This is a genomic window from Proteus sp. G2675, from assembly GCF_963886535.1.
Lineage (GTDB): Bacteria > Pseudomonadota > Gammaproteobacteria > Enterobacterales > Enterobacteriaceae > Proteus > Proteus mirabilis.
Genome location: NZ_CAWPCB010000006.1, coordinates 37,705 through 55,273, shown reverse-complemented (window position 1 = coordinate 55,273; position 17,569 = coordinate 37,705). Strand labels below are relative to the sequence as shown.

Here is a 17,569-nt window from a genome sequence, read left to right as displayed (position 1 = left end):
ATAAACCTACTCTCAGGTGTCTCATTATTGGCCTTTTGCGTTTCATTTAATGGCGTAATTAGCCTTTAACTTTTGCGTTAATTACTCGCTTTGGAATGAAGCCCCTGTGTTAGGGTATTACTCGGTAAGCGTGTTGGTTCACCTACTTACTATGACATTGATTCAAAAATTGAATTAGATGATTAACGCAGAGGTTTATATGTCAATTCCAGCTATTGAAAGTGTTCTGGATAAAATGCAAATTCAAACTTTACAAGCATCCAATATTGCCAAACCCCAGCCAGTACAGGCAGGATTTGCAACTCAGTTGGTTCAAGCAGTAGGTAAAATTAACGAAACTCGTGTTAATGCAACCAACAAAGTACAAGCATTTACGTTAGGTACGCCCGGCGTTGAATTAAATGATGTGATGGTGGATATGCAAAAATCCAGTATTTCATTACAAATGGGCGTACAAGTGCGTAATAAGCTGGTCGCCGCTTATCAAGAGATTATGTCAATGCAGGTGTGATAAAGTTAACTCATTGAGATAAAAGAATATTATCTTTGTTGTGGCTCGATGGGGACATATAGGGGACAGGATCATTCAATGTTTGGCTTAATAGCAATATTGGGTTTTGCTCGTATTTATGCATCTAAGCATCATATTATCCTGTACCATTTTTGCTGATGGGTCCCCCATCTGTTGATGAAGTGATAATATTACCTCTGAATGGGGGACCAATTTACTTATGCTACTACAAGCACAGAAGGTGAAAGAGGAACCCAGACAAAAAGAAGAGGAAGAAAATAAGGGCATCAATAGCGCAGCAGAAATTGATAATTGATTAATTATATAAATTAGGCCTCTTTATTTTTTAACGTAAAAGATAATCACAATATAAAGGTTAATTATAATGTGATTATCAATATGTTAAAATTAGACCCCAAAGTTAAAAGTGAGAACAACCTCTCCGACAAAATCTAATCCATCAGCAATATCTATTCCTTTTTTACTTAGTGCATCTTTGGATAAAATAAAAGTACGACTTGTCTTTCCTTGACTGAAATTCGCTTGGAAAATTTCACCTGAAATGAGAGACAGAGAGTTTTTATTAATATCTGATTGTTGTTCTGAGGTCCAACCATTGGTAGGGCCTTTGTATAGGACGTTATTAAATTTATTCCCCGTAATAGCAACATCATTTGCTCGTGAAATATACGCAGGCTTACCATCGACAGTAATATTTGTCCATATAAAAAAAGCTGCACCAACAGCGGCTTCAGGATTTGCTTTATCAACTAAATGAAATTGTCCTGTCGTATCATTAGCTAATTCCGCACTGTCATAAGTATCAGATGCAACAAAGGTTAAATATGTTTTAGCATCACATTCAACCGTAACGGTATTTTTACCTGTAGCTAAAGGATACTCGTAGTTTTTCGATTGAGGGATAAGTGTTGGGCTTATGACTCCGTAATCAAAAATAACATCACTTTGTGTCGCCCCATGAACAGTACAAGTTGGTGGCTTAATATCACCATTGATTTTTAAGTTAGCAACAGGCGTTTTAGCCAATACCGGCGTTGATATTACACTCAGCATAGCAAGACTGAGTAATACTTTTTTCATATCATTATTCCTTTATTCTTTTTTAGAGGATAAATAACAAAACAATATTATATAATACACCTTTTATTCATTTATTTAATGTTAAATAAATATATTCTTTAATATATCTAATTTAGACTTTCTTAAAGTGAGTTTATTTTACTATCTAATGTTCACTAAAAGAGGTAATTAAAAATAGTGTTTTAATCCTTATAGGTAAATGTGGGTTTTATATTAATTAAACAAGATTTTTAATTAGATACTCTTATTTAGATTGTTTTATATTTTTATATAAATATAATTAAATTAATCAACTTTAAAACACTCATTTTTAATAAAATCCTTTCCGTCATTTTCGTATTCACAAGACAACATTTCCCATGTAAGCTGTACTAACTAACAACGCACTGAGTGACACAAACGATGCGCAGAATGTTGCAGCAAAAAATCATCCAAGTATGTGATACAAAAATAGCGCAAAAGGGAGAAGGGGTAGGCCTCTCTTTTTATGCTTTTTTTGCTAATAAAAATGATGATCCTGAATTATTAATGGAAGCGGCAACTTGGTGGATAATGACGCATAAATTAGATCATTTTGAAAAAGCCATAAAAATTAAGAAAATGATACAAACTGAAATGGACGCTAATCGCTAAATCTGTACGCCGTTATCATTTTTATCAACCTGATACGAAAAAACTGAAAATTATTGATTATTATCACATTAACGTTAGTCATAAACCGTTATGGTAATTTTATGATTAATAACGTAAACGGTGATGATATGGAATATTGGTTTATTGCGTATAAAGTGTGTTCCAGAAATGGTGATACCTACGCCGGGCATAAAATAGTAGAAACTGAAAGTGGGATCACACCCCATATTGCGTTAGAAAAAGCATGTCAGGAAGTTGCACAAGGGGCTCAAGCTGATATTCCTGCGGTGAGAGTTGTGGCATTTAATCGTTTATAAGCGTATCAATTGATAAAAATCTCGTTAAGATCATTAGCGAGATTTTTTTGTTTTTATCTCAACTTCAACGGTAAGAAGAAAAATAAACACTTCGTTAATGATTTATTTTTAACCACTCTCTTCACTATCCCAATTCACTATCACAATAAATCATAAATCTATTAAGATTTAGTCTCTTAACTTCGTGAAATATTCGATATTATTTTTATAATCAAAATAATTTTTTCGCTAAAAAATCAGATAATGAATAGCATTAGTTTAATTAAGATGGCTATACAGCAATTAATATACGACTTAACTTAAATAGTTATTAATTATGTGATCTGAACTGTGATAATGACTTTTTTATATTTGAATAAAAAAAGTGTCGTCGTTAAAGTTTACTTGAGCTAAGGAATAGCTCGATACAAGGAAATAGAGATCATATTTTGATTTTTTAGTAAAACATACAAGGAATTTTTAATTATGACAGTATTAACCGTTTATTTATGTGGTACCGGCGCTTCATCTTTTGATAATAATAATCATAATAATCCTGTTTATTGGCAAGGTGAGCTTGTTTCCACCTTGGCGCATAATAATCTAGATCGCGAATTTGCTCAGTGGTTTATTGTAGATGGCCCAGGTAGCGGTAATTTGCAAGAAGATGATTTATGGGTTGAAAGCCCTAATTATTCAGATTTAAAAGGCTCTTTATTTGGCAGTGGATGGGAAGAAAATGTTGAACATGCACTGTGCTTAATGAAAGGCAACTTTGACTGGCAACGTGAAAAGTTAACAGAACAACAATATAATCAACTGAAAAAAGCGGGCATTCCCATTGAAGATGTTGAAGTGACCGGCTCTTTTTTATGGCGTAAATATAATTATGGTGACCGCTATGTCACTCAACAACAACTTCAGCAACAAATTATTCGTACCTTTCGCAAAGATGGCATCATTCCCACCCAAGTGAATTTAATTGGTTGGAGCCGTGGTGGCATCACCTGCCATATGCTTGCCAATGCCATGTTAAAAGATCCCCTATTAAAAGATATTCCAGTCAATATTTTTGCTATTGACCCAGTTCCAGGGCCACTTAATTTCCAACCAGAAAAGGTGACACTAGGTAGTAATGTTAAGGAATATGTCGGATTTTATGCCATTGATGAACGTTCAAAAGGATTTGCTTGCGTTATTCCAACAGTGACTGCTGAGACGAAAATGCATATTTTCCCGCTTTCTGGACGTCATGCGACCTTAGTAGGCAATGCCGCGATTGATGGTAGTGAAGGTAAAAATGCACTATTTTCACCGGGGTTAATTGTGCGACATTTTGCAGAAAGATGTTTAACACGTTGGGGATGTCAATTAGCGAACAAGCTAGAATTAACTGATAAGGAGATATTTGAGCATCATACTGATATTAAAAATGATGCGGATAAATATATTGCTATGCGCCGTAAAACTTATTCCATATATGAAAGTAGCGGTGATGATGAACGTAAAGTTTCATTAGGTAAAGAGGGTAAAGCATTCTCTGATATATATGGGGCACAATATGAGCCTTCGATGGCATTAACCGCAGATTATTTTGCAGATCCTCAACTCTACGATGTGATCAAATAAATCAATCAATTATTATCTATTTGAAACAGTAAGTTTATCGCCTGCCATGTGTAGGCGATTTTTATTTATCGGTGATGATATCAGTAAATGGAGAACAAATAGATGGGGAAGAGTAGGTGATGATAGCGATAGTCGAATGATATAGTGTAATAAATTGAGTTTTTATTATGTTATTTTTATATCATATCGTTTAATTGTCACAACGTTACCGATAACAAATAATATCGTATAGCAAGAAATAACTCGGTAAATAAAGACGCCATTAGCTAATAAAACCGCTTTTGGCGCAGAGGAAAGTTATTTTAGATTGAGATCAGGATAATAACTATGCTCTGAAAACTGACCATAGCTATTTTGTACCCTCTGCTCTTGTTCAGTCTGTCTTATTAAAACAGCGAGCTTATCTAATCTTGCTCGTAATAAATTTCGCGTCTCATTTTCATTTTCGAGTATTTTCTTTAACATATTGGTGAGCTGCTGTTGTATTATCAGCTCACCCTCAGTGGGTTTTATCATCTTAGTGATAATTTCTACACTTTTTAAATAATCCATTTCCATTTCTATCAGCTGATCCCACTGCTGATTTTTGGCAAGCGTTAACATTTGCTCACTTAATTTCAAAACCTGCTCGTAAGCTGCCATTATATCCATATTTGCTGTCCACGCTTTTTAATAAGAATTAATCTGTGTGCCAATTTGTTGCCAAGCATCAGAAATTTCAGTTAATAACTTGATGACTTCATGAATTTTTTCTGGATTATTTTTTAAATTGGCATCGAGTAGTTGAGTGATCATATAGTCGTAAAGTAATGCTAAATTTTCAGCAAGCTCCTCCCCTTTTTCTTTATCCAGCCCCTGTTTTAAGCCGTTGCCAATAATGTTAATGGCTTTAGAAATATTTTCTCCTTTACCGGCGATATTTCCTTGTTCCATTAATATTAATGCACGGCGAAGGGCGCTTAGCGCCCCATTAAATAGGATTTGGATCAGCTGGTAAGGTGAAGCATTTAAAATCTCACTTTCAACATCAATTTGAGCATACATTTTACTGGCTGATTGTTGATACATAATATCCTAATATCCTACTTAAAAATTAACGTAACAAACGTTCAATTGATGCACTTGAGTTAGTCATGGAGTTGACCATTTTATCTAATAATTGAAACTGTTTTTTATAACGTTCCATCGTCGCTTCAATAGTACGTTTAGTATTTTTAATTTGGTTATCTAACGATTTTTTACGTTTTTTAACACCATCAGTGGCAATATCAAGTGTTCCGTCGTTTGATTGCAGTGTTTTTTTCAGGTAATTATAGGTTTGAGTACCAAAACCTGTTTCTTTACCATCCCCCATAAAAAACTCTTTGACGTTAGCGGGTTTTTCTTTTAATGCTTTATCGAGTTTTTTATCATCAACTTCTAATGTGCCATCAACTTTAAATTTAATGCCCATTTTATTAAGGGTATCAATCTCAGATGAAGATTGAGAACGAGTGATAAAGCTTTTTAGCTCAGACATAATCATCCGGCTAGTGGTATCACCTAATAACACACCATTGTCTTTAGAGGCATCTTCACCTTTTTCAACTTGGGTGTACTTGGTGAAATCTTTATAGGTTTTATTTAATTCATTATAAGCGTCTGTCCAGGCTTTTATGGCCTTTTTCATTGGCTCAATATCACGCGCAACCGTAATAATTTCAGGTTTATCTACGCCATCTTTATTATCATTGGTTTTTTTCTTAAGATTTAACGTGATCCCTTCAGGCGCATCTTTAATTTCATTAGTTTGACGTTCAATTTCAATCCCATTAATCGTTAACTTTGCATTATTTGCTTTAACGATCTCTGTCATTGCGCCACTGGTTTTTTCAGTGGAGTAGCTAATAAAATCGTTAAGCTTACTATCACCTTCAACAGTGATTTCCATCTGAGAATCTGTACCTTCTTTACGAGAAGTCAGAACTAAATGGTTAACGCCATCTTGGGCTTTTACAATAGTGGCAGAAACGTTGCCTTCTTTTTTATTGATAGCATCACGTAATTCAATAATAGAAGTTTGGCTGTCTGTTAACTCTATTTTTAAAGGCTCTTTTTCACCTTTTTGGGTGATCACTAAAGTCCGAGTTTTGCCTTCACCTAATGTTTCACCAATAGGATCTTTGATATCACTGACGGCTTTTGATTTCAGTGTTTGAGCATGGGCAAGCTCCGTTACAGAGACCGTATAATTACCAATGCTTGCTTTACCATCAGTGGTTACTTTAAAGGCATCAAACTCATCATCAACTTTGGTGGCGACGATTTTATCGAATTTTTTTAATTCTTCAGATGCTTTCTGTAATTTATCTAATTGGCTACGAATTTTTCCATATGCAGTAATTTGTGCATCGTAGCTTTTCATCTGTTTGTCTAAAGGTTCAAGGCGCTTATTTTCTGCTGCTTCTAATTGCATTAATGTCTCGCCAAGCGGCAGCTTTGAGCCTATTCCTAGTGCACTAATACCAGCCATACTGGTCTCCTTTCTGTGTTCGTAAAATAATCCCTACACAGCGTTATCGGAAGAATTGGCGAAAAGTTTACGTCTATTTACTATTTTTGATGAGGGAAACAGACCGCCATATAGAAGCCTTTTATTGTCATTGAATACTAAAGTCGAATTTTGCATAAGAAAAAAGGTTTATGACGGGAATTGATAAAAATAATATAAAAAAATAATAAATTAATTTCTTTATATATCATTTAGTTAATGACGATTCTATAAAAAACCACAGAAAAATTTGTTGGAAAAGTTAAAGGTTGTATCTGGGGTGCCGATAAACTTGTTGCCGGTGATTGACACCGTAAATGAATAGGCAAACTTTTATTTTATCGACTTGATTTTAAAGGAATCTAGCTATGGCACAAGTCATTAATACCAACTATCTATCCCTGGTAACTCAAAACAACCTGAACAAATCTCAGGGAACTTTAGGAAGTGCAATCGAGCGTCTGTCTTCTGGTCTACGTATCAACAGTGCAAAAGACGATGCAGCGGGTCAAGCAATTGCTAACCGTTTCACTTCAAACGTAAATGGTTTAACTCAAGCTTCACGTAATGCGAACGATGGTATCTCTATCGCTCAAACAACTGAAGGTGCATTAAACGAAATCAACAATAACTTACAACGTATCCGTGAGTTAACTGTTCAAGCGAAAAACGGTACTAACTCTAATTCAGATATCACTTCTATCCAAAACGAAGTGAAAGAACGTTTAGACGAAATCAACCGTATTTCTGAACAAACTCAGTTTAACGGCGTGAAAGTACTGAGCGGTGAGAAATCAGAAATGGTTATCCAAGTTGGTACTAACGATAATGAAACTATCAAATTTAACTTAGATAAAGTTGATAACGATACATTAGGTGTTGCTAGCGATAAACTGTTTGATACCAAAACAGAGAAAAAAGGTGTTACAGAAGCAGGTGCTGCAATCGATGCGAAAGATATCGGTGTTACTGGTGCTACAAAATATGAGGGTGGTACAGTAAAAGAGTATAAAGTAGATGGTAAGGTTTCTGCTGATAAGGTTATCTTCAATGATGGTACTAAGGATTACCTAGTAAGCAAATCAGACTTTAAATTAAAAGCAGGTACCGCTGATACAGCTGAGTTCACTGGTAGTAAAACAACTGAATTCAAAGCAGATGCAGGTAAAGACGTTAAAACTTTAAACGTTAAAGATGACGCTTTAGCAACTTTAGACAAAGCTATCAATACCATTGATGAAAGCCGTTCTAAATTAGGTGCGATTCAAAACCGTTTTGAATCTACTATCAACAACCTGAACAACACTGTTAACAACTTATCTGCTTCACGTAGCCGTATCTTAGATGCTGACTATGCAACAGAAGTTTCTAACATGAGCCGTGGTCAAATCTTGCAACAAGCGGGTACTTCAGTACTTGCTCAAGCAAACCAAGTACCACAAACTGTTCTGTCTCTGTTACGTTAATTCGTACCCTGACACAAAAGATACCTTTCTATATCAAAGGCCCTCATCTGAGGGTCTTTTTTGTCATTTTATTTTATATTTAAACTCACTCTGTTTTAGTTTATTTTTTTCTCTCCATCTATTTTTGTTTTTTCTGCTAGTCATTATCTCTTATAAATTAATTAATTGGCTTTTTTTACTATTTTCGCGACGCGAAAACACATAAATACCTTCGATTTAATGACGATAGTGTTTAGGCAACGTTATTACAGGAGTGTAATAACAAACCTATTAATTAAAAATTTTCAAATAAAATTGAAGGAATATTGTATGGCACAAGTTATTAATACTAATTATCTGTCTTTAGTCACTCAAAATAATCTAAATCGTTCACAAAGCGCACTTGGTAATGCAATTGAACGTTTATCTTCAGGTATGCGCATTAACAGCGCGAAAGACGATGCGGCAGGTCAAGCTATTGCTAACCGCTTCACTTCAAATATTAACGGTTTAACTCAAGCATCTCGTAATGCGAATGATGGTATTTCAGTGTCTCAAACCACTGAAGGTGCATTGAACGAAATCAACAATAACTTACAACGTATTCGTGAATTAACCGTTCAAGCGAAAAACGGGACTAACTCTAACTCAGATATCACTTCTATCCAAAATGAAGTTAATCAACGTTTAGATGAAATCAATCGTGTTTCAGAACAAACTCAGTTTAACGGTGTGAAAGTACTGAGTGGTGAAAAGTCAAAAATGACCATTCAAGTCGGTACTAATGACAATGAAGTGATTGAATTCAATTTAGATAAAATTGATAACGACACATTAGGTGTTGCTAGTGATAACCTGTTTGATGCTAAAACAGAGAAAAAAGGGGTTAAAGCAGAAGGTGATGCAATCGATGCAAACGCTCTGGGCATTTCGGGCGGTACAAAATACGCGACTGGTATTTCAGTAAAAGAGTATAAAGTAGATGGTAAGGTTTCTGCTAATAAAGTTGTCTTAAAGGATGGTAGCGACGAGTACGTAGTAAGTAAATCAGACTTTCAATTAAAAGCAGGTACTACTGATGAAGTTGAGTTTACTGGTAGTAAAACCACTAAATTTAAGGCAGATGCAGGTAAAGATGTTAAAGTTTTAAATGTTAAGGATGACGCTTTAGCAACTTTAGATAACGCAATTAGTAAGGTTGATGAAAGCCGCTCTAAATTAGGTGCAATTCAAAACCGTTTCCAATCTACTATCAATAACTTAAACAACACTGTTAATAACTTATCTGCTTCACGTAGCCGTATCTTAGATGCTGACTATGCGACAGAAGTGTCCAATATGAGTAAAAATCAAATCTTGCAACAAGCAGGTACTGCTGTACTGGCTCAAGCAAACCAAGTACCACAAACTGTTCTGTCTCTGTTACGTTAATCCTTCATTAAACTCATCTTCAGATCCCACCCACAGCCATTTTTGCTGTGGGTGTTTTTTCATCAAAACAATCGTTTTTTTTATTAATCATGGATAGGTATTCCCATTGATAGGTTGTAGGTAAAAATAGATAAAAGATAAGTAATATGATTTATATGTTATTTTTTTATCAACAAAATACAGATTTGATGAATACATTTCTTTCAATAAGACAAAATATCAATTTATTTAACGGTTTTTCTGCGGATTAGTATGACCCATCTTAAGGTACAGTATGTACTTGTAATGCAATAACAAATTAAATTATCAATGAAAACCCAATTTTCGCTGAAAATTTAGCATAGGTGAAAAAGAGGGGCTTTTGCTTCACTGTTCAGCCGATTGCTAACACTATTTCGTCGGATAATGGTTTCCGGTCTTTTATCCAAAGGTGTCTTTTGTTGTGAGTGATTTGTATACCGCCGAAGGCGTGATGGACAAAAATAGCCTCTGGGAGCGATATGTCCCTTTGGTTCGCCATGAAGCATTACGATTACAGGTCAAGTTACCTGCGAGTGTTGAATTGGATGATCTTTTGCAAGCAGGGGGGATTGGCCTACTGAATGCTGTTGAGCGTTATGACTCAATGCAAGGTGCCGCCTTTACTACTTATGCTGTGCAACGTATTCGAGGCTCTATGTTAGATGAGCTACGAAGTCGTGATTGGGCGCCCCGTAGTGTGCGCCGTAATGCAAGAGAAGTGACACAATCCATTCATCAGTTAGAGCAGGATCTAGGACGACCACCATCAGAACAGGAAGTTGCTGATCATTTGCAGATTGAGTTAGCAGAATACCGGCAGATCCTATTGGATACAAATAACAGCCAGTTGTTCTCTTATGACGAATGGCATGAAATTTACGGTGAAAGCTGTGAACCGTCTCAAGACGAAGATCACGATGACAATCCTTTACAAATGTTATTGGAAAGTGATATTCGCCAAAGAGTCATAGACGCGATAGAATTGCTTCCCGAAAGGGAAAAAATGGTTCTTACCCTGTATTATCAGGAAGAACTTAATTTGAAAGAAATAGGCGCAGTGCTTAATGTCGGGGAATCCCGCGTAAGTCAGCTACACAGCCAAGCAATCAAAAGGCTGCGAGCACGCTTAAACCCAGAGAAATAGAAGTTTTGCTTATTTTTGTTTTTATTTATTAAGACTACAACACAGGGCTTTATCTCTTATGTCTGTTTCAACACAAAAGAAACGGCCGCTAAGCCGTTACATTAAAGACTATAAACACAGCCAAACTCATTGTTTGCATTGCCATAAGGCGCTTGATCGGATTTCTCTCGTATTCAATCGCCAAGTTATCAATAAAGAAGCCATTTCTGAAATGACAGATTTAATTGATGATGAAACATGGGAAACCTTGCAAGGAAAGTTTTCTGCGCTGTGCCGTTTTTGTAGTGAGATTTACTGTAATAGTGAAACTGATTACTTTGACATTATGTCTTTTAAGCAGTATTTGTTCGAACAAACGGAGATGAGCCACAGTACTGTTCGTGAGTATGTGGTTCGTTTACGTCGACTCGATGAATTGCTGACTTCCACTAATTTTCCTCGTCAAGAATTCACGACAGAGAAAATTCAGTCAGACTTGAGTAAAAAGCTCACTCCCTCGGCATTTAGTAACTACAACATTGCCCTACGTAAGTATGAGCAATATCTTGATTGGTGCCAAGCGCCAACCTCGATGAGTAGTGGTCACTAATCGCATTCAAGAGAGACCTAAAAAAAGGGGTAACATTATGTTGCTCCTTTTTATTTTTTATTCCAGAAATAAAAAAACCACCTTTAATAGATAAGTAAGTTAAAGGTGGTCTCAAAAATAAAGTGAGAAAGAGAACGCTGGGTTTAACTGATTGTCATTAAGCTGGCATTGCCTCCGGCAGCGGCGGTATTGACGCTTAATGCTCGTTCATGCAATAAACGCTCTAATAACAATGCTGTCTCACCACGTGAGAAGCCTTGTACTGAAATAATAGCCCCTTTACGTTGTGCAATTTGCTGACAAGTCTCTTTTAACTGATCACTATCACCATGATAAATAACGGCATTAATGCTTAGTGACTCATCTTGCCAGTTGTCCGTGAGAGTGATTGCTTTTCTGATCATATCAGGCAATTCACGATAGGTTTTTTGCGAGAAAACAGCATTATGGACAATAGCATGGCATCCTGATGCAAAGACTCCCGCTAACTGAGTAAATATATCTTGCTCATTATCTGAGAGACAAAGCACCTTGCCACAAGGGACTAATTGATAGGTATTACGCTCGCCAGTAGGCCCCGGCAATACGCGCAATGTTCCGGCTTGTGATGCATTGGCGTATTCTTCTAGCGCCTGATAATGTGCAGGTTCCGTTTTATTTGCTAACCACGTCATATAGTGATGATAGGTTTGTAATAACTTTTGTCGCATAGAGGCATCAAGGGGTAATGTTTCATCTTGACGTGCTAAGGTTTGTGTTATGGCATTTTCAGGACGTTTTGATAATAAACGATACAGATAAGCAGGGCCTCCAGCTTTTGGCCCCGTGCCCGATAAGCCTTCACCACCAAAAGGTTGTACCCCAACAACAGCACCTACCATATTGCGGTTTACATATAAATTTCCTACTTTTGCATGAGTCGCTACATAAGCGATAGTTTCATCAATACGGGTATGAACCCCCATTGTTAATCCATATCCAGTCGCATTAATTTCAGCTAATAAAGCAGGCAGATCTTGGCTTGAGTAACGTACGACGTGCAGTACAGGGCCAAAAATCTCTTTTTTAAGTGAGCTAATTTTATCTAACTCAATTAAGGTAGGAGGAACAAAAGTACTGTTATTTTCAGCCTGTTTAGTAAGTTGATTATAGGTTGCTTGATAAACGTCAAAACCCGCTGTGCGCATAGTCTGAATATGTTTTTCAATACCCGCTTTTGCCTCTTTATCAATTACAGGGCCAATATCTGTTGATAAGAGACTTGGATCACCTATTATCGCTTGAGCCATTGCGCCTTTTAACATTTCAATTGTGCTATCAGCCACCTCTTCTTGAATACAGAGAATACGCAAAGCAGAACAACGTTGACCCGCACTATCATAAGCAGAGGCCATAACGTCAGTGACCACTTGTTCCGTTAAGGCAGAAGAGTCGACAATCATGGCGTTTAAGCCACCTGTTTCAGCAATTAAAGGAACAGGGCGACCTTCGCTATCGAGTCTACCCGCTAAGGTTTTTTGCAGAATGTGGGCAACTTCGGTAGAGCCTGTAAACATCACACCACGCACGCGTTCATCAGCCACTAATTGTGCACCAATGGTCTCCCCTTGGCCCGGTAAGAGTTGTAATGCACTGCGAGGTACTCCTGCTTGATAAAATAGTTCTACGGCTTTAAAAGCAATCAGAGGGGTTTGCTCCGCAGGTTTGGCCAGTACGGTATTACCTGCCGCTAACGCTGCTGCAATTTGTCCACTAAAGATGGCTAATGGGAAGTTCCAAGGACTAATACAGACAACAGGGCCTAAAGGACGATGGGTATTATTATCAAAATCATTTGCCACTTGTGCTGAGTAATAATAAAGAAAATCAATCGCCTCACGCACTTCTGCAATAGCATTACTATAGGTTTTGCCCGCTTCTCTGACTAAGACACCCATTAATGGACCCATTTGCTGTTCCATCAGTTCTGCTGTGCGGACTAAAAACGCCGCTCTTTCCGCAGGTGGGGTTGCAAACCAAATTTCACCATTTTCTTGGGCAATATCTAAAGCAAAATTAGCTTCGGCGGCCGTTGTTTCACGTACTGTACCGACGACATCGGTGTGATTTGCCGGATTGAGTATAGATTGTGGTGCAATCACTTCTTCTGCACTATTACACTCACCACCAATGAGAGGATGGCTGTGAATTTTTTCCATCGCAGAGGTCAGTAATGCACTGGATAATGAGGCTAAACGATGCTCATTAGACATATCAATCCCCGGTGAATTTTTACGCTCATCACCATAAAGCTGCATTGGGAGCGGGATTTTAGGATGTGAAAGTCCGATTTGTCCTTCAGCTTGCGCAATTTTATTGATCTCTTTAACCGGATCGGCAACTAATTCATCTAAGGAGATGGTGGTGTCAGCGATACGATTTACAAACGAGGTATTTGCACCATTTTCTAATAATCGACGCACAAGGTAAGCCAGTAGGGTTTCATGAGTACCTACTGGCGCATAGATACGACAAGGGCGACCAAGTTTACCATCAGCAATTTTACCCACAACTTGTGCATAGAGGGGTTCACCCATACCGTGTAAGCATTGGAATTCATATTGACCAGGATAGTAATTTTGACCTGCTAGATGATAAATGGCTGATAAAGTATGGGCATTATGCGTGGCAAATTGCGGATAAATATAATTCGGTGAAGCGAGCAGTTTTTTCGCACACGCAAGGTAAGAGACATCGGTATACACTTTACGGGTATAAACAGGGTAATCTTCCAGTCCATCCATTTGCGCACGTTTAATCTCACTATCCCAATAAGCCCCTTTTACTAAACGGATCATTAAACGGCGACGACTGCGGCGAGCTAAATCAATAATATAATCAATCACTAAAGGGCAGCGTTTCTGATAGGCTTGAATAACAAATCCTATACCATTCCAACCCGCTAATTCAGGCTCGAAGCAGAGTTTTTCTAATAAATCGAGGGATATTTCCAGTCTATCCGCTTCTTCTGCATCAATATTAATACCAATATCATATTGCTTGGCTTGTAGCGTTAAAGAGAGTAGGCGAGGGTAAAGCTCCGACATCACTCTATCATATTGAGCTCGACTATAACGGGGATGTAATGCTGAAAGTTTAATGGAGATCCCCGGTCCTTCATAAATACCTCGTCCATTAGAGGCTTTACCAATGGCATGGATGGCTTGTTGATAAGAGACTAAATAGTCTTGCGCATCTTTTTCCGTTAAGGCCGCTTCTCCTAGCATATCATAGGAATATCTAAAGCCTTTTTCTTCAAGTTTGCGTGCATTGGCTAACGCTTGGGAGATAGTTTCACCGGTGACAAATTGTTCCCCCATTAAACGCATCGCCATATCAACGCCTTTACGCACTAAAGGTTCACCACTTTTAGTTAAAATGCGATTTAGAGAATTAGATAATTTCTCTTCGTTATGGGTAGAGACGAGTTTGCCTGTAAACAGTAGACCCCAAGTGGCGGCATTGACAAACATAGATTGGCTTTGCCCTAAATGCGAGCGCCAATTGCCATGGCTAATTTTATCTCGGATCAGGGCATCACGGGTTGCTTTATCAGGAATACGCAATAAAGCTTCGGCTAAACACATTAAGGCAACCCCCTCTTGGGAAGAGAGAGAAAACTCTTGCAGTAAGCCTTGTACCAGACCTGAGCGTCCAACACCCTGTTTTTGTTTGCGTAATTTTTCTGCAATGGAGTAAGCCAGTTTATGCGTGGCTTGAGCCTCATGCTCAGGTAGTGTTGCCTGCTGTAGTAGCATAGGCACCGCTTGTGTTTCAGGTATACGATAAGCAGAAGTAATTGCCGAGCGTAACACCGATTGTGGGTGGATCTGCTCTGCAAATTCTAAAAACGGTTGATAATGTGCCGTTAGGGGGGCTGTGCTTTCTTCAATATCTTGCTCAGCCTGTGTGATAGGGGTTAGGGTGAGCTGATCATTTTCAATTTGTTCAAGATAATTGAAGATGGCTTGTTTAATTAGCCAATGAGATGTTCTATCTAATTTTTGTGCAGCATCTTTTAATCTATTACGGGTTTCTTCATCAAGTCTAACACCCATTGTTGTGCTACTCATGCAGTGCTCCTCATATCGTGCATCTTACTTATACGGCACATTGACCAGTTATTTTTCTTAATATCAGCCATGTTGCAACTTTGTGCAACATTGTTAACAATAAATTTATAAATAATGTGAAAGTTGTCAGGTTTTATAAATGGTTAAAAAATATTATCTTAGATGGATAAATAAATAATACTTATAATTCATTGTGTTATATATTTTTACTCAATGAAGAGATAATATTAATCTCTTTCAACCGAAGCAAATAGTGTGAAGTTACATACAAAAATTAAACACCGATACGTTAATTTCTTGTTAAATGCTTATAACCTATTCTAGGATTGATATGAATGTTTTATTTGTTACAGTAAGAAATTATTTTAAATAAAAACTGATAAGGTCATTGGTGTGCAACGAAGTGCAACGTTCCTGCATAAGTTGAAAGCATAGCAATTGATCGTAACAGATATATGGAGAACTGCGATTATGGCTCTAAATTCGCCAATGCTAATTACCTTTACGATCTATATATTGGGGATGCTTTTTATCGGCTATCTAGCGTATCGATCAACAAAAAATTTTGATGATTATATTTTAGGGGGCCGAAGGCTTGGTAGTGTAGTAACGGCACTTTCTGCGGGCGCTTCTGATATGAGTGGCTGGCTATTAATGGGATTACCAGGTGTGGTTTTTTTTGCGGGGATCTCCGAAAGTTGGATAGCCATTGGTTTATGTTTAGGTGCATGGCTTAACTGGCGTTTAGTTGCAGGGCGCTTACGTTTACAAACAGAAAAAAACAATAATGCACTGACTTTACCAGACTATTTAACTTCTCGCTTTGATGACAAAAGCAAAATGCTACGCATTATTTCTGCGTTAGTTATTCTTATTTTCTTCACTATTTATTGTGCATCAGGTGTCGTCGCAGGAGGTATGCTTTTTGAGTCTACCTTTGGCATTCCTTATCATGAAGCGATGATTTATGGTGCACTAGCAACCATTGCATATACTTTCCTAGGTGGTTTTTTGGCGGTAAGTTGGACGGATACGGTACAAGCCACATTAATGATTTTCGCACTTATTCTGACACCAATTATTGTTATTTTCTCAATTGGTGGAATTGACACCTCTATAGAGATCATTAAAGCGAAAGATCCGGCTTATCTTGATATGTTTAAAGGGCTTGATTTTATTGCTATTGTTTCATTATTAGCTTGGGGATTAGGTTATTTTGGACAGCCTCATATTCTCGCGCGTTTTATGGCCGCAGATTCAAATCAAACTATTCGTAAAGCGCGCCGTATTGGTATGACTTGGATGATCCTCTGTTTAGGCGGAACAGTGGCGGTGGGCTTCTTTGGTATTGCTTATTTTGAAGTTAATCCGACCGTTGCAGGTCCGGTTATGGCTAAAAATGAGCGTATCTTTATGGAATTAGCCTCGTTACTTTTCAACCCGTGGGTCGCTGGTATTTTGTTATCTGCGATTTTAGCTGCGGTAATGAGTACATTAAGCTGCCAATTATTAGTCTGCGCCAGTGCATTAACTGAAGATTTATATAAGCCTTTTATTCGTAAAAATGCCAGTCAAAAAGAGCTAGTTTGGGTCGGTCGTGGCATGGTGTTATTAGTTGCGGTTATCGCTATTTATTTAGCCCGTGATCCAGAAAATAAAGTACTTGATTTGGTGAGTAATGCTTGGGCAGGATTTGGTGCTGCATTTGGTCCGGTGATCCTTATCTCTGTCACTTGGAAACGTATGACTCGTAATGGTGCTTTTGCGGGAATGTTAATTGGTGCATTAACGGTACTGGTATGGATGCAATATAAATGGTTCGGCCTTTATGAAATTATTCCGGGCTTTATTTTCGCGTCCATAGCCATTGTTATTGTCAGTTTAATGGGTAAGTCACCAACGGCAGAAAATCAACAACGTTTTGATGAAGCAGAAGCGGAATATCGCAACACTTAATTATTAATAAGCAGTGATATTTTATTTTATGAAATACCATCTATATAAAAATATAGGTGGTATTTTTTTGGCAAAATAACAGTAAATATTAACCATTAAAGGGTTTTGTTTAGCATGATATTAATAGCATTAAGATTGCTTAATCAAAGCGATATTTAACCCATCAAACTT

14 protein-coding genes are annotated in these 17,569 nt (G+C 37.4%); 9 read left to right on the top strand and 5 right to left on the bottom strand.

The window, feature by feature from the left end; translation table 11 throughout:
• Nucleotides 1–199 precede the first annotated feature (199 nt).
• On the top strand, nt 200–511 hold the full coding sequence (gene fliE, locus AACQ49_RS01210; protein ID WP_004248328.1) for a flagellar hook-basal body complex protein FliE: 312 nt from the start codon (nt 200–202) through the stop codon (nt 509–511).
• A gap of 408 nt (nt 512–919) precedes the next feature.
• Here the strand turns inward: fliE and AACQ49_RS01205 are convergent, their stop codons facing one another.
• Nucleotides 920–1,612 carry a fimbrial protein gene (locus tag AACQ49_RS01205; RefSeq protein ID WP_004250789.1) on the bottom strand — a complete coding sequence of 231 codons (693 nt, stop codon included), beginning with the start codon at nt 1,610–1,612 and terminating at the stop codon, nt 920–922.
• 402 nt (nt 1,613–2,014) lie between these two features.
• Between AACQ49_RS01205 and AACQ49_RS01200 the strand changes: the two genes are divergently transcribed.
• The 3 genes from AACQ49_RS01200 (at nt 2,015) to AACQ49_RS01190 (ending at nt 4,170) form a co-directional block, all read left to right on the top strand.
• On the top strand, nt 2,015–2,245 hold the full coding sequence (locus AACQ49_RS01200) for a DUF6500 family protein (protein ID WP_036895222.1): 231 nt from the start codon (nt 2,015–2,017) through the stop codon (nt 2,243–2,245).
• 101 nt (nt 2,246–2,346) lie between these two features.
• Complete coding sequence (locus AACQ49_RS01195; RefSeq protein ID WP_161778845.1) at nt 2,347–2,562, top strand: hypothetical protein; 216 nt, start codon at nt 2,347–2,349, stop codon at nt 2,560–2,562.
• Between the two features lie 465 nt (nt 2,563–3,027).
• On the top strand, nt 3,028–4,170 hold the full coding sequence (locus AACQ49_RS01190) for a hypothetical protein (RefSeq protein WP_036907843.1): 1,143 nt from the start codon (nt 3,028–3,030) through the stop codon (nt 4,168–4,170).
• A 297-nt stretch (nt 4,171–4,467) separates the two neighbouring features.
• Here the strand turns inward: AACQ49_RS01190 and fliT are convergent, their stop codons facing one another.
• The 3 genes from fliT to fliD are packed head-to-tail and all read right to left on the bottom strand — an operon-like array spanning nt 4,468 to nt 6,682.
• Entirely contained in the window at nt 4,468–4,821 is a 354-nt protein-coding gene (gene fliT / locus AACQ49_RS01185; protein WP_004243500.1) for a flagellar protein FliT, read from the bottom strand.
• A gap of 18 nt (nt 4,822–4,839) precedes the next feature.
• Entirely contained in the window at nt 4,840–5,238 is a 399-nt protein-coding gene (fliS, locus tag AACQ49_RS01180) for a flagellar export chaperone FliS (protein ID WP_004243499.1), read from the bottom strand.
• Between the two features lie 25 nt (nt 5,239–5,263).
• Complete coding sequence (gene fliD / locus AACQ49_RS01175; protein WP_004248323.1) at nt 5,264–6,682, bottom strand: flagellar filament capping protein FliD; 1,419 nt, start codon at nt 6,680–6,682, stop codon at nt 5,264–5,266.
• 386 nt (nt 6,683–7,068) lie between these two features.
• Between fliD and AACQ49_RS01170 the strand changes: the two genes are divergently transcribed.
• The 4 genes from AACQ49_RS01170 to fliZ all read left to right on the top strand — a co-directional run bounded on the left by AACQ49_RS01170 (nt 7,069) and on the right by fliZ (nt 11,330).
• Nucleotides 7,069–8,166 (top strand): FliC/FljB family flagellin, encoded by a 1,098-nt coding sequence (locus tag AACQ49_RS01170; RefSeq protein WP_036895213.1) that lies wholly within the window; start codon nt 7,069–7,071, stop codon nt 8,164–8,166.
• Between the two features lie 309 nt (nt 8,167–8,475).
• Nucleotides 8,476–9,576, top strand: coding sequence for a FliC/FljB family flagellin (locus tag AACQ49_RS01165; RefSeq protein ID WP_121910247.1), 1,101 nt, complete (start codon nt 8,476–8,478; stop codon nt 9,574–9,576).
• 442 nt (nt 9,577–10,018) lie between these two features.
• A complete protein-coding gene (locus AACQ49_RS01160) occupies nt 10,019–10,741 on the top strand; it encodes an RNA polymerase sigma factor FliA (protein ID WP_004248319.1) in 723 nt (240 codons plus the stop codon).
• Between the two features lie 58 nt (nt 10,742–10,799).
• Nucleotides 10,800–11,330: a flagella biosynthesis regulatory protein FliZ gene (gene fliZ, locus AACQ49_RS01155; RefSeq protein ID WP_004243493.1), complete on the top strand. Its 531-nt coding sequence runs from the start codon at nt 10,800–10,802 to the stop codon at nt 11,328–11,330.
• A 143-nt stretch (nt 11,331–11,473) separates the two neighbouring features.
• Here the strand turns inward: fliZ and putA are convergent, their stop codons facing one another.
• Entirely contained in the window at nt 11,474–15,442 is a 3,969-nt protein-coding gene (gene putA / locus AACQ49_RS01150) for a trifunctional transcriptional regulator/proline dehydrogenase/L-glutamate gamma-semialdehyde dehydrogenase (protein ID WP_049199277.1), read from the bottom strand.
• Nucleotides 15,443–15,913: 471 nt separating this feature from the next.
• Between putA and putP the strand changes: the two genes are divergently transcribed.
• The gene (putP, locus tag AACQ49_RS01145; protein ID WP_094959492.1) at nt 15,914–17,398 is read left to right on the top strand and encodes a sodium/proline symporter PutP; all 1,485 of its coding nucleotides are present in this window, start codon (nt 15,914–15,916) and stop codon (nt 17,396–17,398) included.
• Nucleotides 17,399–17,569 lie beyond the last annotated feature (171 nt).